The organism is Streptomyces sp. NPDC048751, from assembly GCF_043198595.1.
Taxonomy (GTDB): domain Bacteria; phylum Actinomycetota; class Actinomycetes; order Streptomycetales; family Streptomycetaceae; genus Streptomyces.
The window spans coordinates 57,564-78,981 of the sequence record NZ_JBICUX010000021.1; the positions used below are offsets into that span (position 1 = coordinate 57,564).

A 21,418-nucleotide genomic window follows, 5' to 3' on the forward strand; every position below is an offset into this window, starting at 1 on the left:
CTGTGAGGCGCCCATACGCCTCGACAGAACTCTCTGAGAGGTGCCTTTGAATCAGGCGGTGCACAGCGGGCTCAGGATCAGGCGGTGAGGCGTGCGATCGCCTCGTCCACGGTGAGCTCCTCGCGCTCGCCCGTCCTGCGGTCCTTGAGCTCCAGGACGCCCTCCGCGGAGCGGCGGCCCGCCACGAGGATCTTCGGTACGCCGATCAGCTCGGAGTCCGTGAACTTCACGCCCGGGGAGACGCCGGCCCGGTCGTCGACCAGGACGCGCAGGCCGGCCGACCGCAGCTTCTCGGAGACCTCGAGCGCCAGCTCGATCTGCAGGGCCTTGCCCGCGGCGACGACGTGCACGTCGGCCGGGGCGACCTCGGCGGGCCAGCACAGGCCCTTGTCGTCGGCGCTCTGCTCGGCGAGGGCCGCGACCGCGCGGGAGACGCCGATGCCGTAGGAGCCCATGGTCACGCGGACCGGCTTGCCGTTCTGGCCGAGGACGTCGAGCTTGAGGGCGTCGGTGTACTTGCGGCCCAGCTGGAAGATGTGGCCGATCTCGATGGCGCGGTCCAGCTTGAGTCCGGTGCCGCAGTTCGGGCAGGGGTCGCCCTCCTGGACGACCACGACGTCGACGTACTCGTCGACCTCGAAGTCACGGCCCGCGACGACGTTCTTCGCGTGCGTGTGCTGCTTGTTGGCGCCGGTGATCCAGGCGGTGCCGGGGGCCACGCGCGGGTCGGCGAGGTACGTGACCTTCTCGCCCAGGCCCTGCGGGCCGACGTAGCCGCGGACCAGGTCCGGGCGGCCGACGAAGTCCTCCGCCGTCACCAGTTCGACGGCGGCCGGGGCGAAGTGCGCCTCCACCTTGCCCATGTCGACCTCGCGGTCACCGGGGACGCCGACGGCCACGATCTCGCCGTCGACCTTGACGAGGAGGTTCTTCAGGGTGGCGGAGGCCTCGACGCCGAGGTGGGCGGCGAGGGTCTCGATGGTCGGGGTGTCGGGGGTCGGGATGTCCTCGGCGGCCGGGACACCCGCCGCGTCCACCGGCTTCAGCTCGTACGTGATCGCCTCGGTGTTCGCCGCGAAGTCGCAGTTCGGGCAGTCCGCGAAGGTGTCCTCGCCGGCGCCGGCCGGGGCGAGGAACTCCTCCGACTTCGAGCCGCCCATCGCGCCGGCGGTCGCGGCGCAGATGCGGTAGTCGAGCCCGAGGCGTGCGAACACCTTCTGGTAGGCCTCGCGGTGCAGGGCGTAGGACCGGGCGAGGCCCTCGTCCTCCAGGTCGAAGGAGTAGGAGTCCTTCATCAGGAACTCGCGGCCGCGCAGGATGCCGGCGCGGGGGCGGGCCTCGTCGCGGAACTTCGTCTGGATCTGGTACAGGATGACCGGCAGGTCCTTGTAGGAGGACGCCTGGTCCTTCACGATCAGCGTGAAGATCTCCTCGTGGGTCGGGCCGAGGAGGTAGTCGCCGCCCTTGCGGTCCTGGAGGCGGAAGAGCTCAGGGCCGTACTCGTCCCAGCGGCCGGTCGCCTCGTACGGCTCACGCGGCAGCAGGGCGGGGAGCAGCACCTCCTGGGCGCCGATCGCGTCCATCTCCTCGCGGACGATCCGCTCGACGTTGGCGAGGACCTTCTTGCCGAGCGGCAGCCACGTCCACACGCCGGCCGCGGTGCGGCGGACGTACCCGGCGCGGACGAGCAGCTTGTGGCTGAGGACCTCGGCGTCGGCCGGGTCGTCGCGCAGCGTCTTCGCCATCAACTGGGACATGCGCTGGACCGGTGCGTTCGCCATGGTTCCGTACTCCTGCTGCGTAAGGGTGATGGCTTGGAGGTTAGCCGGGGGGCCGGTTCCGGTGGAAATCCGTTATCGGCGGCGCAGGGGCAGGGGGGCGCCCATCACCGCGTACGGCTTCGGGGCGCTGGGGAAGAGGACCTGGCGGGCGAGGTCGACGTAGCCGAGGGAGCGGTAGAGGCCGCGGGCCGGGCTCTCGATGTCGATCGCGGAGAGGATCGAGCGGGGTTCGGTGGCGCTGTCGGTGATCTGCGTGATCAGGGAGCGGCCGATGCCCTTGTTCTGGTGGGCCGGGTGGACGTGCAGCTCGGTGATGACGAAGGAGCCGTCGAGCCAGTCGTCGTGGTGCTGGGCGCGGAGGTAGGGCTCCACGACGGTGGACCACCAGTGGGTACGGTCGTTGGGCATGCCGTAGACGAACCCGACGAGGCGGCCTCCGGCGGTGGCACCGAGGGCGCGGGCGCCCGGGTAGGTCATGTGGCGGAGGACGATCTGGCGGCGTACGGCGACTTCCTCCGGCCCCAGTCCGAAGGCCTGGGCTTGGACAGCTAGGGCCTCGTCCACGTGAGTTGGGAGGTCGAGGGGGCCGATCGCGAGGTCCATGCGGGGAGCCTACAGGGGGGTCCGGGTTGTCGTCCGGGCGCGGGTTGACTCTGCTTGATCGCGCGGTTCCCCGCGCCTTCGGGGGCTTCAGAACAGGACGCTCATGAACGCGCCGATCTCCTGGAAGCCCACTTGCCGGTACGTCCTTCTCGCCGCCGTGTTGAAGTCGTTGACGTACAGGCTCACCACCGGGGCCACGTCCGCCAGGGCGTAGCGCAGGACCGCCGCCATGCCGGGGGCCGCGAGGCCCTTGCCGCGGTGTTCGGGGGCGACCCAGACGCCCTGGATCTGGCAGGCCTGGGCCGTGGCGGCGCCGATCTCCGCCTTGAAGACGACCTTGCCGTGTTCGTCGAGGCGGGCGAACGAGCGGCCGGCGCCGACGAGTTCGGCGACGCGGGCCTGGTAGAGGAGGCCGCCGTCGCCGGTCAGCGGGGAGACCCCGACCTCCTCGGTGAACATGGCCACGCACGCCGGCATGATCGTCTCCATCTCGTCCTTGCGGATACGGCGGACGTACGGATCCGGGGCGATGTGGGCGGGCATGCGGTCGGTGACCATGAGGGGCTGGTGGGCGCGGGTCTCGCGGGCCGGGCCCCAGTGGGGTTCCAGGAGGCGCCACAGCTGGGTGGTGGGTTCGGCGGGGCCGACGATGGAGGAGCAGCGGCGGCCGGCGCGGCGGGCGCGGTCGGCGAAGGCGCGGACGGCGCGCGGGGTGGCGCAGATCGGGACGAGGTTGGCGCCGGCGTAGCAGAGGGACGTCAGCATGCCGTCCTCGTACCAACCCCACATCTCGCCGCCCAGCCGCCAGGGGTCGAGGCCCGCGACCTGGACTCGGGACGTCACGAAGGCGTTCGCGACGGGCTCGCGGTCGAGTACGGCGAGCGCGGCGTCCAGGTCGCTCGGTTCGAGGACCCGGGAAGTCGTCTGGGTCAACACGTGCGGGGCCTCACACCTTGGGGTCTGCTGATCTCCGCACTGTACCTGCGGAAGCTTTGCCGCGCCGCCCTGTGGGTGTTGCCGCTCGTTCGCCGGTGGGCGTGGATTGGCGTCGCGTCCCCGGGGGCTGCCGCCCCCGGACCCCCGCTTCGGCCTGGACGGCCTCGTCCTCAAGCGCCGGACGGGCTGAGATGACCGAACCGGCGTTGATACCCGGCCCCCATGAGCTGCGCTCCCTATGGGTGGGCAGGCTTCGGCCCGACAAACGCTCGTTCTCGGACACCCGCCGACCGGATTTCGCCGTCCGGCGCTCGAAAGGAAGCCCCGTCAGCCCGCCACCGACACGGAGGGCTCGCCGGAGATGACGCCGTCCGCCTCCATCTGTTCGGCCAGCTTCATGGCCTCCTCGATGAGGGTCTCGACGATCTTGGACTCGGGGACGGTCTTGATGACCTCGCCCTTGACGAAGATCTGGCCCTTGCCGTTGCCGGAGGCGACGCCGAGGTCGGCCTCGCGGGCCTCGCCGGGGCCGTTGACGACGCAGCCCATGACGGCGACGCGGAGGGGGACCTCCATGCCGGTGAGGCCGGCGGTGACCTCCTCGGCCAGCTTGTAGACGTCGACCTGGGCGCGGCCGCAGGACGGGCAGGAGACGATCTCCAGGCCGCGCTGCTTGAGGTTGAGGGACTCGAGGATCTGGTTGCCGACCTTGACCTCCTCTACCGGAGGGGCACTCAAGGACACCCGGATCGTGTCGCCGATGCCCTCGGAGAGCAGCGCGCCGAACGCCACCGCCGACTTGATCGTGCCCTGGAAGGCGGGGCCCGCCTCGGTGACGCCGAGGTGGAGCGGGTAGTCGCACTGGGCGGCGAGCTGGCGGTAGGCCTCGATCATGACGACCGGGTCGTTGTGCTTCACGGAGATCTTGATGTCGCGGAAGTCGTGCTCCTCGAAGAGGGACGCCTCCCACAGCGCCGACTCGACGAGGGCCTCCGGCGTCGCCTTGCCGTACTTCTGGAGCAGGCGGCGGTCGAGCGAACCGGCGTTGACGCCGATGCGGATCGGGGTGCCGTGCTCGTTCGCCGCCTTGGCGATCTCCTTGACCTTGTCGTCGAACTGCTTGATGTTGCCCGGGTTCACCCGGACAGCGGCGCAGCCGGCCTCGATCGCGGCGAAGACGTACTTCGGCTGGAAGTGGATGTCGGCGATGACCGGGATCTGCGACTTGCGGGCGATGGTCGCGAGGGCGTCGGCGTCGTCCTGCGTGGGGCAGGCCACACGGACGATCTGGCAGCCGGACGCGGTGAGCTCGGCGATCTGCTGGAGGGTGGCGCCGACGTCCGACGTACGGGTCGTGGTCATCGACTGCACGGAGACCGGGGCGTCCCCGCCGACCGCCACGGAGCCGACCTGGATCTGCCGGCTCTTCCGGCGCTCGGCGAGCTTGGTCGGAACGGACGGCATGCCGAGAGAAATCGCAGTCATCTGCTGTGCAACCCCAAGTCGTGGATCAAGGCCCAGGTCCCGTCAGCGGCGGGCTCCAGGCTTCGAGATTACGGCACGGGCGCGGCGCCGAGCACATCCCACCCGCGAAGCCACTCAATGGGAGGCGGCCGGGAACCCGAAGGTTCCCGGCCGCCGCGAACGCCGGACGACTACGAGATTTTCACGGGGTTAACGACGTCGGCGATCAGCACCAGGATGGTGAAGCAGATGAAGATCCCGGCCACCACGTAGGCCACCGGCATCAGCTTCGCCACGTCGAAGGGACCGGGGTCCGGACGGCGCAGCACCTTCGCGAGGTTGCGGCGCAGCGACTCCCACAGGGCGCCCGCGATGTGCCCGCCGTCGAGCGGCAGCAGCGGGAGCATGTTGAACAGGAACAGGGAGAGGTTGAAGCCGGCGACCAGCATCAGGGCCATGGCCAGCTGCTGGGTGGGCGGGATGTCCAGGGTGAAGATCTCGCCGCCGACGCGGGCCGCGCCGACCACGCCCATCGGGGAGTCCGGCTCACGCGGGGCGCCGTCGAAGGCGGCGTCCCACAGGGCCGGGATCTTGGCCGGCAGGCTCGCGATGGAGTCGACGGCCTCACCGATGCGGTCGCCCATCCAGGTCAGGGACTCGTCGAAGTCCTGGCGGACGATTCCGGTGGCGGCGCTGAAGCCGAGGAAGCCGGCGTTGACGTACTCGCCCTGCACGATCTGGCCGCTGGAGTCCTTCTTGGCGACCTGGTTGTCGGCGATCTTCGCGGTGAGGGTGACCTGCTCCCCCTTGCGGTCGACGACGATCGGCACCTCCTTGCCGGGGGCGGCGCGGATGAGGTCGGAGAGCTGGTTCCAGTCGTCCGTCTTCACCCCGTCGAAGGAGACGATCTTGTCGCCGGCCTTGAGCCCGGCGGCCGCGGCCGGGGAGGCGGGGTCGGACTTCTGGCACTCGTCGCGGTTCTCGCTCTGGGCGATCACGCACTTGGAGACGGAGCTCACGGTGGTGGTCTGCTGCGAGATGCCGAAGCCCATGAGGACGACGAGGAACAGGGCCACCGCCAGGACCAGGTTCATGAAGGGGCCCGCGAACATCACGATGACGCGCTTCCACGGCTTGCGCGTGTAGAACATGCGGTTCTCGTCGCCGGGCTTGAGCTCCTCGAAGGCGGCCGAGCGGGCGTCCTCGATCATGCCGCGCCAGGGCGAGGTGGAGCGGGCCGTGACCCTGCCGTCCTCGCCGGGCGGGAACATGCCGATCATGCGGATGTAGCCGCCGAGGGGGATGGCCTTGATGCCGTACTCGGTCTCGCCCTTGTTGCGCGACCAGATCGTCGGACCGAAGCCGACCATGTACTGCGGCACGCGGATCTTGAAGAGCTTGGCCGTCGACAGATGCCCCAGCTCGTGCCACGCGATCGAGAACAGCAGGCCGACCACGAAGACGACTATGCCGAGGATCATCATCAGGGACGTCATCAACGGGCCTCCGCGGTCGCCGTCTGTGCGGTCAGTGCTGTCAGTTCCTGTGTCCGGGCGCGGGCCCAGCGCTCTGCTTCGAGGACGTCCGACACGGTCAGTGAAGTTCCCGTCACCGGCGTGTCGTGCTCCTGAACCACCCGCGTGACGGTCTCCATGATCCCGTTGAAGGGCAGGGCACCGCGGCGGAAGGCTTCCACGCACTCCTCGTTGGCGGCATTGAACACCGCGGGCGCGGTGCCCGCGAGCTCACCCACGTGCCGGGCGAGGCCGACGGAGGGGAACGCCTCGTTGTCGAGCGGGAAGAACTCCCACGTCGAGGCGGTACTCCAGTCGAAGGCGGGGGCCGCGTCGGGAACGCGTTCGGGCCAGCCCAGGCCGATGGCGATGGGCCCGCGCATGTCGGGGGGCGTCGCCTGCGCCAGTGTCGATCCGTCCGTGAACTCAACCATCGAGTGGACATACGACTGCGGGTGCACGACCACCTCAATGCGATCGAAGGGAATGTCGTACAGCAGGTGGGCCTCGATCACCTCCAGGCCCTTGTTGACGAGGGTCGCGGAGTTGATCGTGATCACCGGGCCCATCGCCCAGGTGGGGTGGGCGAGGGCGTCCTCGACGGTGACGTGGGCCAGCTCCTGCTTCGTACGGCCGCGGAAGGGCCCGCCGGAGGCGGTGACGACGAGCTTGCGGACGTCGGCCCGGGTGCCGGCCGCCAGTGCCTGGAAGAGGGCGGCGTGCTCGGAGTCGACCGGGATGATCTGTCCGGGCTTGGCGAGCGCCTTGACCAGCGGGCCGCCGACGATGAGCGACTCCTTGTTGGCGAGCGCGAGGGTGCGGCCCGCCTGGAGGGCGGCGAGGGTGGGCGCGAGGCCGATGGAGCCCGTGATGCCGTTCAACACGGTGTGGCAGTCGGAGGCGGCGACCTCGGTGGCCGCGTCCGGTCCGGCGAGGATCTCGGGCAGCGTCTCCCCGGTGCCGTACTGCGCGGCGAGCGCCTCCCGCAGCGCCGGTACGACGTCCTCGCGGGCCACCGCCACGGTCCGCACCCGCAGCCGGTACGCCTGCTCGGCGAGAAGTCCGACACGTCCGCCGTTGGCGGACAGCGCGGTGACCCGGAACCGGTCGGGGTTGCGCAGCACGAGATCGATGGCCTGGGTGCCGATCGACCCGGTGGAACCGAGGATCACCACGTCCTTCGGCCCGTCTCCGACGACGGGGTCGTAGACGAGGTGTGGATCAGCGAGGGGGGCTGGACTGTCGCTCATCCCCCCATTGTGTCCGCCCGGACGGCGTGCGAGGACAGGGCGTCCCTCTCACGGGTGTCGTAGCGGCGAAGGCACCCCCGGCCCGCAGCCCGCCGGCGCACGGGAGCGGGCCGCGGTGGTGCGCCGCAGCCCGTCGCGCGGCTGGTCCCCACGCCGGTGAACCGTGCCGGCGAACAGAGGGGCCAGACCAGCGACGGGCCCGAGGCACCACCGCGGCCCCGGCCCACGGCGAACCGCGGGCGCCCGGCGCTCAGCGGATCGGGCGGTGGACGTTCTCCCGGGCGGAGGGCCCGGGGGCGGCCTCGGCGATCCAGGGCCCGTCGTCCGACGGGTCGACGATGCCGTGTTCCAGCCACTCGTAGGTGCCGGAGAGGACGCCCCTGACGACCTTGCGGTCGAGGTCGTCGGTGTTGGTCCACAGCCGGGCGAAGAGTTCCTCGACGCGGATGCGGGCCTGGTGGCAGAAGGCGTCGGCGAGCTGGTAGGCCTCGCGGCCGTTCCGGCCCTGCTTGCGCAGGAGTTCGGCCCGTACGCAGGCCGCGCTCATCGCGAACAGTTCCGCCCCGATGTCGACGACCCGGCCGAGGAAGCCCTGCTTGGTCTCCATGCGGCCCTGCCAGCGGGACATGGCGTAGAAGGTGGAGCGGGCGAGCTTGCGGGCGTGGCGTTCGACGTAGCGCAGGTGCGTGGAGAGGTCGACCTCGTGCTTGAAGTCACTGTAGGAGCCTGGGAGTTGTCCCGGTCCCGCGACCAGTTTCGGCAGCCACTTCGCGTAGAAGACGCCCGCGCCCGCGCCCGCCTTCGCCTTGTCCGACAGGGACTTCTCGGGGTCGATGAGGTCACCGGCGACGGAGAGGTGGGCGTCGACCGCCTCGCGGGCGATCAGCAGGTGCATGATCTCGGTCGATCCCTCGAAGATGCGGTTGATGCGCAGGTCGCGCAGGAGCTGTTCGGCCGGTACCGCGCGCTCGCCGCGGGCGGACAGGGACGCAGCTGTCTCGAAACCGCGGCCGCCGCGGATCTGGACCAGTTCGTCGGCCATGCGGCAGCCCATCTCGGAGCCGTACAGCTTGGCGAGGGCGGCCTCGATGCGGATGTCATTGCGGTCCTCGTCGGCCATCTGGGAGGACAGGTCGACGACCGCCTCCAGGGCGAACGTCGTGGCCGCGATGAAGCTGATCTTCGAACCGACCGCCTCGTGCAGGGCGACCGGCTTGCCCCACTGCTCGCGCACCGCGGACCACTCGCGGGCGATCTTCAGGCACCACTTTCCGGCGCCGACGCACATCGCGGGCAGCGACAGCCGGCCGGTGTTGAGCGTGGTGAGCGCGATCTTCAGGCCCGCGCCCTCGGGGCCGATGCGGTTCGCGGCGGGCACGCGCACCTGGTGGAAGCGGGTGACGCCGTTCTCGAGGCCGCGCAGGCCCATGAAGGCGTTGCGGTTCTCGACCGTGACGCCCTCGGAGGATGCCTCGACGACGAAGGCGGTGATGCCGCCCTTGTGGCCCTCGGACTTCGGTACGCGGGCCATGACGACGAGGAGGTCGGCGACCACACCGTTGGTGGTCCACAGCTTGACCCCGTCGAGGACGTAGTCGTCGCCGTCGGGGACGGCGGTGGTGGCCAGGCGGGCCGGGTCGGAGCCGACGTCCGGCTCGGTGAGGAGGAACGCCGAGATGTCGGTGCGGGCGCAGCGCGGCAGGAAGGTGTCCTTCTGCTCCTGGGTGCCGAAGAGTTTCAGCGGCTGCGGTACGCCGATCGACTGATGGGCGGAGAGCAGGGCGCCGACCGCCGGGTTCGCGGAGCCGACCAGGGCGAGGGCCCGGTTGTAGTACACCTGCGTCAGGCCCAGCCCGCCGTACTTGGTGTCGATCTTCATGCCGAGGGCGCCGAGCTCCTTGAGCCCGTTGATGACGGCGTCCGGGATGCGGGCGTCCCGTTCGATGACCGCCGAGTCGATCTTCGTCTCGCAGAAGTCGCGCAGTTTGGCGAGGAACTCCTCGCCGCGCTGGGTGTGCTCGTCCGCCGGGAGCGGGTGGGGGTGGACGAGGTCGAGCCGGAATCGGCCGAGGAAGAGTTCCTTCGCGAAGCTCGGCTTGCGCCAGTCCTGCTCGCGGGCCGCCTCGGCGACCTGGCGTGCCTCGCGCTCCGTGACGGTGGGTTTGTTGGCGGTTGGGGCGGACATGAGGCTCACCTCGCCGCGAATAGGGATCAAGGGGACCGTGCATTACTGATCAGTCCTACCGGATCGTATGTACCCGATACCGGGCGCGCCCACCACCCCTCACGTCCACGGCGCCCGCCGGTCCGCCCCCGTCGTGGCCGTATCGGTCCGAAGAGGGCGCCCCCGACCGATGCGCCTCACGGCGGCGGCGTACGGCCGAGGAGCCGCATGCGCGAAGTCGGCGTGCGAGCCAGACGGGTCTCGGCCGGTTCTCAGGAGCCCCGGGGCCCGTTCGGGTGACGGCATGGCCTGATCCTGGCCGGCCTGGAGAACGGGCCGCGGCCCCTGTCGAAGACGCCGGTTCCCGATCGACATGAGCGTGACGGCCCGCCCGGACAGGGCATGCCATGATCCGTCCTCATGAGTGATCGTTCACGCGTCCTCCCGAACTTCCTGTCACCGCTTCGCACCGCTCATACGGTCGCTGCCGATCAGGCCCAGTAGACGTTGGCCAGCGGGTATCCGCCCGCGTCGAAGGTCTCCTGGCACACGGAGATCCCGAACGCGATCTCCAGGCCCTTGAGGAACCGCTTCCGCCAGTCGGGGATCCAGCCTTCGTCCTGGAAGACGGGACACCCGTCGACGTAACGGACCTCAGGGCGGCATCGCGCGTCGTGCATGGCCCAGTTGAGGAAGGACATCTCCGACGCGTGGTCGAAGTAGTGTCCCCCGGTCAGTTGCGTGTCTTCGCCGAAGTGGCCGGAGATCTCGTCGCTCCACACCTGTCGGCCGTTCTCGAAGTAGACCATGCAGTACATGCCCTTTGCTTCGATGTTGTACAGGAGGACGACTCGGCCGGTTCCCGGGGGCAGCGTGAAGCCTTGGCGGAAGTGGATCAGGTAGTCGAAGTTGCCGGCGAGGAAGGACCAGTCACCTTCCTTTCCGTAGACGGTCACGAGGGGGTCGTCAGGGACTCGCGTTTGGGGGTGGGTCCGGTCATAGCTGGCCTTGGCCTCAGCACTGACCGGCTCTGGGATCTCCCACGGAACGGCCCCGAAGACCACCGCCAGATCCTGCGGCGCCACGCCTTCCGCGAACACGAGACCGGCCTGTCCCCAGAAAACGGGGTCGGCGTTGCCACCGCCCGGCCACCGCTCGCCGAGCCATGCGATTCCATCGTCTGCTGCCATGACCTGGGACCGTAACGGCACGGTCTGACAACGGGGTTCGGAAAGGCGGCAGTGCACCCCCATCGAGCTCGCCCTCACGGCAACTCGGCCCGCGCCGGGTCGCCTTCGAGGAAGCCACCGGACTGGTGTTGCCACAGCTTGGCGTAGGCGCCGTCCGACGCCAGGAGTTCATGGTGGGTGCCCTGCTCGACGATCCGTCCCCGGTCCAGGACGACGAGCCGGTCCATGCCTGCGACCGTGCTCAGCCGGTGCGCCACCACGAGCGCCGTCCGCCCCTCCATGAGCCGCCACAGCGCCGACTGGACGAGAATCTCGCTCTCGGAGTCCAGGGCGCTGGTGGCCTCGTCGAGCAGCAGGATCGGTGCGTCGCGGAGGATCGCCCTGGCGAGCGCGACCCGCTGGCGCTGTCCGCCGGACAGCTTGACGCCGCGCTCGCCGACCATGGTGTCGAAGCCGTCCGGCAGCAGGTCGGCGAACTCGGTGACGTGCGCCGCCTCGGCCGCGCGGCGGATCTCGGCGTCGGTGGCGTCCGGCCGGGCGAACGCGATGTTGTCCCGCAGGGTGCGGTGGAACATCGCCGGGTCCTGGGGCACGTACGCGATCAGACCGCGCAGGTCGGACTGGCGCATCCTGCTGATGTCCCGGCCGCCGATGAGGATGCGGCCGGCGTCGATGTCCTTCATCCGCAGCAGCAGCCGGGTGAGCGTGGTCTTGCCCCCGCCGGACCGGCCGACCAGACCGATCTTCGCCCCGCTGGGCACGGCCAGATCCAGGTCCTCGAAGAGCGACTCCGCTCCTCGGTGAGTGAAGGCCACTCGCTCGAAGCGGACGTCGGCGGCCCCGGACGGCGGGGGCTGCGGCGTCGCCGGGTCGAGCACGGTCGGCGGGTTCAGCAGCAGTTCGGTGAACTGCGCCGCCTCCGTCATGGAGCTCTCCAGGCGGCGGTAGATCTGGTTGAACTCGAACATGATCCGCGTCGCGTTCGAGTAGTACGTGAACGCGACCACGATCGCCTCCACGCCGTGACCGCTCACGCCGAGCGTGACCGCGAGCAGCAGGCCGAGCCCGTTGGTCAGCACGGACATCGGCGCGACCAGCGTGTCGATGCGCAGGTTGCCGTAGTCCCAGGAGCGCAGCGTGAGCCGCCGCGACTCCGCGACCCGGGACCGGTGCTCGGCCGCCTCGCGCTCCTCGGCGGCGAACGCGCGGACCGTGTCCATGTTCATCAGGCTGTCGGCGACGTGGCCCGAGACCCGGGCGATCGCCTCCTCGCGCTGGTCGACGAGCGCCTGGCGGCGACGGATGAGGGGCACCACGCACAGTGCCGTCAGCGTGATCATCACCACGAGGCCGACGACGAGCAGCGGTTCGTAGCGCCACAGCACCACCGCCCCGAACAGCAGAGGCACCAGCTTGCCGAACACCTGGAAGGTCACGGTGTCCACGAACTCCTCGAAGCGGGAGGCGAAGCTCAGCACCCTCTTGGTCAGCGACCCGGCGAAGTTCTCGTGGAAGAACGCGGCGTCCTTGGCGTACAGCTCGTCCATGCCGATCACGTACAGGTGCTCGACGCCGTGCGCGTCGAGGCGGTTCAGGCAGTGCAGGCCGAGTCGCCACAGCGCCTCCGACACCAGCAGCACGCCGGCGAAGCCGAGGACGTACGGCAGGGACGAGGCGATCGTGACATCGGTGTCGCCGGCGATCCGGCCGACGAGTTTCGCGACGATCAGTGGCGCGACGTAGTTGATCCCGATGTTGCCGAGCGCCGGCAGCAGCATCGCGGGCACCGTCAGCCGGCGCAGCCGGGCCAACTCCCGTCCGTAATGGCGAAGGGCGAGGATCACCGAGCCCGTGCCCGGCTGAACCCCGCGCGATTCAGACGTTCCCATCCCACCCCTGTCGTCCCGCGGCAGCCACCCGCCACGCGTCTGCGCGGGCGGGGGACGGGGCCGCAACGGCCGTGTGGAGCTCTGGTTCGAGTACGGCAGTGTCCCGCGACGGCAACTGCGGAGTCCAAGCATTTCCAGGTCGGCGGGGGGTCGTTCGGCAGCACCCGGCGCCCCCCGAAGTGCCCCCCACCCCTTCGAACGCTCCGCCCGCGCCACCGAGTGCGCCCTCCGCGGTGCCGCTAGGGAGCGTCCGGCCCGAGGCGCCGGCGCTGTGGCGTCACCACGTACGCCGGGTCCTGGGCGGAGGCCATGCCCGCCGCAAAGACGCCGAACCGGGTGCACAGGCCCGCTGCCAGGTACGCCCCTCCGGCCAGGAGCCCGGCCGCTCGGCGGCCCGTGAGGAGCGACAGCCCTGCTCCGGCCACGGTCAGGGCCTTGCTCAGGGTCAGCAGACGGCCGGGCCGGCCGGTGACGTAGGGCTCGCCGACCAGTCCGAGCCGCCGTTCGACGCGGCGCGTCGCGGCGAGTTCCATGCCCGCGCCCAGCAGACCCATCCGGGCCGGTGGCCCGTGGTCCGCGCCGGGTGCGCAGAGCAGTGCGGCACCCGCGGCGCTGGTCAGCGCGCTGCCGGCGAACAGGTACGGCAGGTGCGGATACGCCTCGTGCCACGCAGGCACCGCGGTGTCGGAGAGCAGTACCGCCGTGTAGGTGCACATCGCCGGCCCCAGCACGCCGGAGCCGAACCCGGCGAGCCGGCCCAGCCCGGGCAGCCGTCCGGTGGCCTGCGAAACGGCGGAGGCGGTGGCGAGCGTGGAGAACGGCGCGAGGATCCAGGAACCCACCGACAGCGGTGAGGTCGGCTTGAACACGCGCAGCATGTGCGTGAAGCGCCCGGGACGGCCGAGGTCGTGGACGAGGGCGGCGACGCCGGCCATCGACCCGGCCGCAGCGACCCACCGGCCCGCCCCGGCCAGCTCCCGGCGCCCGGTCAGCTCGGCCACCGCCGCCATGGACGCCGACGCACCGGCCGTCCCCCCGAGGAACAGGTAGCCCGGCACGTCCGGCACCTTCCAGGTGGGACTTTTCAGGATGGGCCGGCCGTAGTACGACCGGAACTCCGCGCGCGCCACCATGGGCCGCTCCCGGTCACCGCTGCCCGTCACGGCTTCCTCCTCCCGAAGGTCGCCCGCTGGAGGGTTCCCCGCTCCAGGAAGGACAGCGCCACGCTCACGGCCACACCGACGGCGGCCGTGGCCGCGTGCCGCCACATCGACGGCAGGTCACGGGTGGTGACCACCGGGTCCGGCGGCAGCCCGTACACCTCGGGCTCGTCCAACAGCAGGAAGAACGCGCCGTCACCGCCGACGCCGTCCTGCGGATCCCGGCCGTACAGCCGCGCCTGGTCCACCCCGCGCTCGCGCAGTTCGGTGACCCGCCCGTCCGCCCGCTCGCGCAGTTCCTCCAGCGGGCCGAACTGGATGGAGTCGGTGGGGCACGCCTGGGCACAGGCCGGTTCCCGCCCCGCCCCCAACCGGTCGTAGCACAGGGTGCACTTGAAGGCCCGGCCGTCGCCCGGGCGGATGTCGATCACGCCGTACGGGCACGCCGGTACGCAGTACCCGCAGCCGTTGCAGATGTCCTCCTGCACCACCACGGTCCCGAACTCGGTGCGGAACAGCGACCCGGTCGGGCAGACGTCGAGGCAGGCGGCGTGGGTGCAGTGCTTGCACACGTCGCTGGACATCAGCCAGCGCATCTCGCCTTCGGCGGCGCCCTGGTCGTGCCCGGGCGGCCCCACCGCCGGCATGCCCAGATCGACCGGCGGCCGGTCCGGTGCGGGAGTCGCCTTCGGCTCGACCTTCTGCTCGATGAACGCCACATGCCGCCAGTTGTTGGCGCTCAGCGCACCCGTGTTGTCGAACGACTGGCCCAGCAGGTCGAGTTCCTCGGTCTCGGCCGGAACGAGGTTCCACTCCTTGCACGCCACCTGGCACGCCTTGCAGCCGATGCAGATGGACGTGTCCGTGAAGAACCCCATCCTGGGCGGGTGGGTGTCCGGATAACCCGCGTCCGCGCTGGGGTCGGCCAGCGGGCCGGACAGCCTGTTGCGGTCGGAGGTCATCGCCGCCCCTCTCCTGTGCTTCCTGTGCCCGGCGGGGTGTCGTCGGGGAGGCCGGCGCGCCGCCGGTACGCCGCCACGTGGGCGGGCAGCGCCGGGCCCCGTGGGCGCCTGCCCGGCCGGATGTCGCAGGTCGCCGCCTTCGCCTCCTGGATGCGCACGTTCGGGTCGAGGACCGCGGAGAGCAGGTCGTTGGCCGCGTCACCCCTGGACAGTCCCTCCGGGCCCCAGTGGTAGGGGAGGCCCACCTGGTGGATGGTGCGGCCCCGCACCCGCAGCGGTCTCATCCGTTCGGTCACCAGCACCCTCACCTCGACCGCCGTGCGAGCCGTGGTGACGGTCGCCCAGCCCCGGTGCTCCAGTCCCCGCTCCGCGGCGAGTTCCGGGGAGACCTCGCAGAAGAACTCCGGCTGCAGCTCGGCCAGATAGGGCAGGCTGCGGCTCATGCCGCCGGCCGTGTGGTGCTCGGTGAGCCGGTAGGTCGTGAACGCGTACGGATACACCTGACTGGCGGCCGGGTGGTACCGGTTGCCCGGGCGGTCGTAGGCCAGGAGCGCCGGGTTCGTCTGCTGCCCGTACAGCGGGTTGTCCACCGGGGACTCCTGCGGCTCGTAGTGCGTGGGCAGCGGGCCGTCCGCCAGCCCGGCCGGCGCGAACAGCCAGGCGCGGCCGTCGCTCTGCATGATGAACGGATCGGTGCCGGCCAGGGCGGCCTGGGCCTTCGCGCCCGGCGGCGGCTGGTAGCCGGGCGGCTTGTCCGCCTCGAAGTCGGGGACGTCGTCCCCGGTCCACCGGCCCTGCTCGGCGTCCCACCAGATGTACCGTTTGCGCTCGCTCCACGGCCTTCCCTCGGGGTCGGCCGACGCCCGGTTGTAGAGGAGGCGGCGGTTGGCCGGCCATGCCCAGCCCCAGTCGGGGGCGACCCGGCTCTGTTCGTGGCGCGGCCGCCGGTTCGCCGCGTGGTTGTGTCCGCCGGCGTGGACCCCGCAGTAGATCCAGGCCCCGCAGGAGGTGGAGCCGTCGTCCCGCAACTGGGTCGACGTCGACAGCGGCTCCCCGCCCGGCCCGTACCCGTTGATCTCGGCCAGCACGGCGTCGGCGCTGGGCTCGGCGAGCGGGCCTTCGGTCGGGTAGTCCCAGGTGAGGTCGAGCAGCGGGCGGTCGCGCGGGTCGGTGGAGCCGGCCAGCTTCTCCCGGATGATCCGGCCGAGGTGGTAGTAGAACCACAGGTCGCTGCGGGCGTCCCCCGGCGGGGCGACCGCCGCGTCGTGCCACTGCAGCAGCCGCTGGGTGTTGGTGAAGCTGCCGTCCTTCTCCGTGTGCGCCGCGGCCGGCAGGAAGAACACCTCCGTCGGGATCTCCTCGGTGCGCAGCTCACCGGTCTCGATCTCCGGCCCGTCCTTCCAGAAGTTCGCGCTCTCGATCATCCGCAGGTCCCGCACCACGAGCCAGTCCAGGTTCGCCAGGCCCAGCCGCTGCAGTTTGCCGTTGGACGAACCGACCGCCGGGTTCTCCCCGACGAGGAAGTACCCCTTGCACTCCCCGGAGAGCTGGTTCAGCACCGTCCGGTACGTGCTGTGGTCGCCGGTCAGCCGGGGCAGCCAGTCGAAGCGGTAGTCGTTCTCCTCGGTGGCCGCCTCTCCCCACCAGGCCTTGAGCAGACTCACCGCGTACGCGCGCATGTTGCCCCAGAAGCCGGTCGTGCCGGCGTCCGCGGCCACGAACGCGGACAGGTCCTGGTGCTGGTGGGCGTGCGGCATGGGGATGTACCCGGGCAGCAGGTCGAACAGCGTGGGGATGTCCGTGGAGCCCTGGATGCTGGCGTGTCCGCGCAGCACCAGGATGCCGCCGCCGGGCCGCCCCATGTTGCCCAGCAGCGCCTGGAGGATGGCCGCGGTACGGATGTACTGCACTCCGACGGTGTGCTGCGTCCAGCCGACGGAGTAGCACAGCGCCGTGGTGCGCTCGCGTCCCGAGTTGGCGGTGATCGCGTCGGCCACCCGGGCGAACAGCTCGCGGGGGACGCCGCAGACGTCCTCGACCAGCTCCGGCGTGTAGCGGGCGAAGTGCCGCTTGAGCACCCGGTACACGCAGCGAGGGTGCTGGAGTGTCGGGTCCATGGCCGGCTTGGCGCCCAGGCCGGGGCCGCCGGCGCCGTACGACTCCGCGCGGGCGGTCTCGCGCAGTTCCCTGCCGCCGTGCTGCCGGGCGGCCGCGTCCTGCTCGTCCTCGTCCCCCGCTGCCGGCCACCGGTCCCTTGCGCCGGCCGCAGCCGAGGCCTGCGCTCCCTCGTACATCCAGCTGGTCGGCTCGTAGTGGCGGCTCTCCGGGTCGAAGCCGGAGAACAGCCCGTCAAGGTCCTCGGTGTCGGCGAAGTCCTCCCGCAGGATCGCCGGCGCGTTGGTGTAGGCGACCACGTACTCGCGGAAGTCCTTGTCGTTGCTCAGCACATGGTTGACCAGGGCGCCGAGGAAGGCGATGTCCGTCCCGGCCCGCAGCGGCACGTGGACGTCCGCCAGGGCGCTGGTGCGGGTGAAGCGGGGGTCGACATGGATGACCGTGGCACCCCGTGCTTTGGCCTCCATGACCCACTGGAAACCGACCGGATGGCACTCGGCCGTGTTCGATCCCTGGATGAGGATGCAGTCGGCCTCGGCCAGGTCCTGCTGGAACGTCGTGGCTCCGCCACGGCCGAACGAGGTTCCCAGACCGGGAACCGTGGCGGAGTGTCAAATCCGTGCCTGGTTCTCGATCTGGATCGCGCCCAGCGCCGTGTAGAGCTTCTTCATCAGGTAGTTCTCTTCGTTGTCCAGCGTCGCTCCGCCGAGCGAGGCGATGCCGAGCGTGCGCCGGACGGGAACCCCGTGATGCGTGTCCTGCCAGGTCTCCCGGCGGGTCCGGACGACCCGGTCGGCGATCATGTCCATCGCCCGGTCGAGCGGGATCCGCTCCCAGCCGGTGCCGTGCGCGGGCCGGTGGAGGACGGTGCTGATCCGGCCCGGCCCGGTCACCAGCTGCTTGCTGGCCGCGCCCTTGGGGCACAGGCGGCCGCGTGAGATCGGGGAGTCCGGGTCGCCCTCGATCTGCGTGATCCTCTCGTCCTTGACGTAGACCTTCTGACCGCAGCCCACGGCGCAGTACGGGCACACGGACCGTACGACCCTGTCGGCCTGTTCGGTACGGTCGGACAGCCGCTCGGTGCCGCCAGAGCGGGCGGCGCTCCCCCTGCCCAGCGTGTCGTCGCCGGTGAGCTGCCGGTACACCGGCCAGCCGTCGATCCACTGCCGCAGGCCCATGGCGATCTCCCGCCTCGCGGCCTTCCGCTGTCGCAGCCAACGTAACGCCGGGGCTGCCGGGGGGCATGTCGAGCCGGAATCACGCCGATGCGGTGCGTACCCGACGGGTGTCGTCCGGCAGCCGCTCGGTGACACCCCGGCGGTCCAGCAGCTCCAGCAGGGGCACCGCGACCCGCCGGGTGGTGCGCAGCGCCTGCCGTGCCTGGCTGAGGGTGAACGGCTGGGGCAGTTCCGCGAGCACCTCGCCGGCCCGTGTGTCGCCGTCGGGCAGCAGGAAGACACCGTCGGCCACCTTCAGCAGGCGGCCGGCGCGCACCGCGGCGGCCAGCTCCCTGGGCCCCAGCCTCAGCTCCGCCATCCTGGCGGCGTCCGGCGCCGCGAACGGGGCGTCGCGCAACGCGGCCGTCAACGCGCCCACCGCCGCCTCGACGGGCCCCGGCAGCCCCGCCACGCGGCCCGGCACGCACACCCGCCCGCCCACCACGTGCAGGGACGCGGCCCCGGCCAGCCGTTCCACCACGCCGGCGGTGGGCAGCCGCAGCCGCTGCCGTACCGCCTCCACGGGCATGCCGGACTCCAGCGGGTGGTCGTCGCTCCACTGGTCGACCACGGCACGCACGGAGGCGAGCAGTTCGCGCCACACGCTCGCGTGCACCCTCAGACCGTCACCGACCGGCTCGCCCACCGCGGGCAGCCCCATGGCGTGCAACTCGCCCGCGCTCGCGAAGCGCCGCCGGAGCAGTATCGCCTCGGCCACCGCCTGCCGTGGCGCGTCGGCCAGAGCGGCCAGCTCCGTGGCACGCCCCCGCGCGGCTCCCCGCCGGCGCAGCTCCGGAGGCGTCACGTCGAGTACGTCGACACCGGCGACGACGCGGTGCCGGCCGGGGTCGCGCAGCAACGCGCGGTCGCCGACGCGCAGGGGCAGGGGCCGGGCCAGCCGCAGCCGGGCGCTGTCGGCGCCCAGCGGCCGGACCCTGGCGGGGACGGACGCGGATCCCACGTGCAGGACGAGCTCCCGGGGGAGATCATGGCGCTCGTCGGCATCAGCGGTGCCCCGCAGGGCGACATCGACCTCGGCCGTCGTCAGCCATCTGCCCGTGGTGAGCAGGGCGTCGCCGCGGCCCACCGCGTGCTGCTCGACGCCGCGCAGGTTCACCGCCGCTCGGGCCACGGCGCGGACCTCGGACAGGTCCCGGCCCAGCGCCTGGAGCCCGCGCACGCGCACCAGGGCCCCGGTGGACGCCAGTTGCAGCTCATCTTCCGCGCACAGGGTGCCGGCTGTCAGTGTCCCGGTGACCACCGTGCCCGCGCCGACCACGCTGAACGAGCGGTCCAGCCACAGCCGGACGTCGGCATCGGGGTCGGCGGGCGGCAGGGCTCCCACCAGCCGCACCAGTGCGGCGCGCAGCCGGTCCAGGCCCTCGCCGGTGCGCCCGCTCACCGTCACCGAGTCGACCGCTCCCAGCCCGGCCGCCGCCGTGCGGGCCAGGGCCTGCTGCCGGGCCGGTTCCGGGTCGGCCAGGTCGCAGCGGGTGACGGCGAGCAGTACGTGCCGCACGCCCAGCGCAGCAAGCGCCTCGAGGTGCTCGGCCGACTGCGGCATCCACCCCTCGTCGGCGGCGACCACGAACAGCACGGCGGGGACCGGGCCGACCCCGGCGAGCATGTTGGGCACGAACCGCTCGTGGCCCGGGACGTCGACGAACGCCACCTCCGGTCCGCCCGGGAGGGTGGTCCAGGCGAAACCGAGGTCGATGGTCAGACCGCGCCGGCGCTCCTGCTCCCAGCGGTCCGGCTCCATCCCGGTGAGCAGCCTCACCAGCGTCGACTTGCCGTGATCGACGTGACCGGCGGTGGCGATCACCTGCACGGTCGCTCACTCCCGTGGTCGTCGCCCTCGCCCTCGGTGTGTGACCGATGTGCAGCGAGTACGGCCTCCAGCACCGACCGCTCCTCGTCCGCGTCGACCGTGCGGAGGTCCAGCAGGCAGCGGCGGTGCTCCAGCCGGCCGATCACCGGGACCGCGCCGGTGCGCAGCAGCGGGCCGTAGCGGGCGGGCAGGGCTACGGCCGCGCTGGGCAGGGCGACCCCCGGCGCGCCGCCGCCGCCCACGGCCGCCTGAGTGCGCAGCACCTCCGCCGGCACCCCCTCGGCCCGCAGCCGTTCGGCCAGCCGGGTGGCGCGCTCGCGCAGGGCGGCCTCGTCGGCGGTGAGCGCGGTGCGTACCGGCGGCTCCGGGCCGCGCAGCGTCGCCTCCAGCGCGGCCAGGGTCAGCTTGTCCACCCGCAGGGCCCGCGCCGCGGGATGCCGGCGCAGTCGTTCGACCAGTCCCGCCTCGCCGAGGAGCAGCCCGGCCTGCGGACCGCCGAGCAGTTTGTCCGCGCTGGCGGTCACCAGCGCCGCCCCCGCGCGCAGTGCGGTGGCGGCGTCCGGTTCCCGGGGCAGCGAAGGGTGCGGGGCGAGCAGGCCGGAACCGATGTCCACCACCAGCGGGGGTCCGAGCGCGGCCAGCTCGGCCACGTCCGCCGCGGCGGTGAAACCGCTGATGTGGAAGTTGGAGGGGTGGACCTTGAGCAGGAAGGCGGTGTCGGGGCCGATGGCCTCGGCGTAGTCCCGCGCGTGGGTCCGGTTGGTGGTGCCGACCTCGCGCAGCCGCGCGCCGGTGGACGCCAGCAGCTCAGGGATGCGGAACCCGTCGCCGATCTCGACCAGTTCCCCCCGGCTGACCACGATCTCCCGTCCGGGGGCCGTCGCGAGGGCGCACAGGAGCAACGCGGCCGCGTTGTTGTTCACCACGTGCACCGCTCCCGCGTCGGGTACGGCCTCGGCCAGCGCGGCGAGCGCCCCGCGTCCGCGGCGGGCCCGGCGGCCCGCCACGAGGTCGAACTCGACGTCCGTGCATCCCGCCGCGGCCAGCACGGCGTCCCGGGCGGCATGCGACAGCGGCGCGCGGCCGAGGTTGGTGTGCACCAGGACGCCGGTGGCGTTGATCACCGGTCGCAGGCCGCAGGCCCGCTCGGGCAGGTGGCGGACCGCCGCGTCCACCACGTCCTCGGGGGCGATCTCACCGGCCCTCGCGCGGCGCTGGGCCTCGGCGACCGCCGCTTTCACCAGCGGGCGCCCCAGCGTCCGTACGGCGGGGGCGATGCGTGGATCGGCCAGTACGGAGTCGGTGCCCGGGATGAGCCGGCGCGGATCGCTCATGGCGCCTC

The 21,418-nt window shown here is 71.7% G+C and carries 14 protein-coding genes; all 14 read right to left on the reverse strand.

Annotated features, from left to right (window positions below; genetic code table 11):
* Positions 1–77 precede the first annotated feature (77 nt).
* The 14 genes from ACGFNV_RS41800 to selA all read right to left on the reverse strand — a co-directional run bounded on the left by ACGFNV_RS41800 (position 78) and on the right by selA (position 21,410).
* Complete coding sequence (locus ACGFNV_RS41800; protein WP_393630296.1) at positions 78–1,781, reverse strand: proline--tRNA ligase; 1,704 nt, start codon at positions 1,779–1,781, stop codon at positions 78–80.
* 72 nt (positions 1,782–1,853) lie between these two features.
* Entirely contained in the window at positions 1,854–2,384 is a 531-nt protein-coding gene (locus ACGFNV_RS41805) for a GNAT family N-acetyltransferase (protein ID WP_393630298.1), read from the reverse strand.
* Between the two features lie 87 nt (positions 2,385–2,471).
* Complete coding sequence (locus ACGFNV_RS41810) at positions 2,472–3,320, reverse strand: GNAT family N-acetyltransferase (protein ID WP_393630299.1); 849 nt, start codon at positions 3,318–3,320, stop codon at positions 2,472–2,474.
* A 327-nt stretch (positions 3,321–3,647) separates the two neighbouring features.
* Positions 3,648–4,805, reverse strand: a complete 1,158-nt coding sequence (gene ispG / locus ACGFNV_RS41815) for a flavodoxin-dependent (E)-4-hydroxy-3-methylbut-2-enyl-diphosphate synthase (RefSeq protein ID WP_393630301.1) — start codon at positions 4,803–4,805, stop codon at positions 3,648–3,650.
* A 170-nt stretch (positions 4,806–4,975) separates the two neighbouring features.
* Positions 4,976–6,268 (reverse strand): M50 family metallopeptidase, encoded by a 1,293-nt coding sequence (locus ACGFNV_RS41820; RefSeq protein ID WP_393630403.1) that lies wholly within the window; start codon positions 6,266–6,268, stop codon positions 4,976–4,978.
* An 11-nt stretch (positions 6,269–6,279) separates the two neighbouring features.
* Positions 6,280–7,548 (reverse strand): 1-deoxy-D-xylulose-5-phosphate reductoisomerase, encoded by a 1,269-nt coding sequence (dxr, locus tag ACGFNV_RS41825; RefSeq protein ID WP_393630303.1) that lies wholly within the window; start codon positions 7,546–7,548, stop codon positions 6,280–6,282.
* Positions 7,549–7,798: 250 nt separating this feature from the next.
* Positions 7,799–9,733 (reverse strand): acyl-CoA dehydrogenase family protein, encoded by a 1,935-nt coding sequence (locus ACGFNV_RS41830; RefSeq protein ID WP_393630305.1) that lies wholly within the window; start codon positions 9,731–9,733, stop codon positions 7,799–7,801.
* Positions 9,734–10,203: 470 nt separating this feature from the next.
* Positions 10,204–10,902, reverse strand: coding sequence for a hypothetical protein (locus ACGFNV_RS41835; protein WP_393630307.1), 699 nt, complete (start codon positions 10,900–10,902; stop codon positions 10,204–10,206).
* 74 nt (positions 10,903–10,976) lie between these two features.
* On the reverse strand, positions 10,977–12,791 hold the full coding sequence (locus ACGFNV_RS41840) for an ABC transporter ATP-binding protein (protein ID WP_393630309.1): 1,815 nt from the start codon (positions 12,789–12,791) through the stop codon (positions 10,977–10,979).
* Between the two features lie 239 nt (positions 12,792–13,030).
* Positions 13,031–13,954: an NrfD/PsrC family molybdoenzyme membrane anchor subunit gene (gene nrfD, locus ACGFNV_RS41845; protein ID WP_393630311.1), complete on the reverse strand. Its 924-nt coding sequence runs from the start codon at positions 13,952–13,954 to the stop codon at positions 13,031–13,033.
* Positions 13,951–14,913, reverse strand: coding sequence for a 4Fe-4S dicluster domain-containing protein (locus tag ACGFNV_RS41850; protein ID WP_393630313.1), 963 nt, complete (start codon positions 14,911–14,913; stop codon positions 13,951–13,953). The genes nrfD and ACGFNV_RS41850 overlap by 4 nt, the downstream gene beginning before the upstream one ends.
* A complete protein-coding gene (fdh, locus tag ACGFNV_RS41855; RefSeq protein ID WP_393630315.1) occupies positions 14,910–18,206 on the reverse strand; it encodes a formate dehydrogenase in 3,297 nt (1,098 codons plus the stop codon). The genes ACGFNV_RS41850 and fdh overlap by 4 nt, the downstream gene beginning before the upstream one ends.
* Positions 18,207–18,285: 79 nt before the next feature.
* Positions 18,286–20,076 (reverse strand): SelB C-terminal domain-containing protein, encoded by a 1,791-nt coding sequence (locus tag ACGFNV_RS41860; protein ID WP_393630317.1) that lies wholly within the window; start codon positions 20,074–20,076, stop codon positions 18,286–18,288.
* Positions 20,067–21,410 carry an L-seryl-tRNA(Sec) selenium transferase gene (selA, locus tag ACGFNV_RS41865; RefSeq protein ID WP_393630319.1) on the reverse strand — a complete coding sequence of 448 codons (1,344 nt, stop codon included), beginning with the start codon at positions 21,408–21,410 and terminating at the stop codon, positions 20,067–20,069. Before selA ends, ACGFNV_RS41860 begins: the two co-directional genes overlap by 10 nt.
* Between the last annotated feature and the right edge of the window lie 8 nt (positions 21,411–21,418).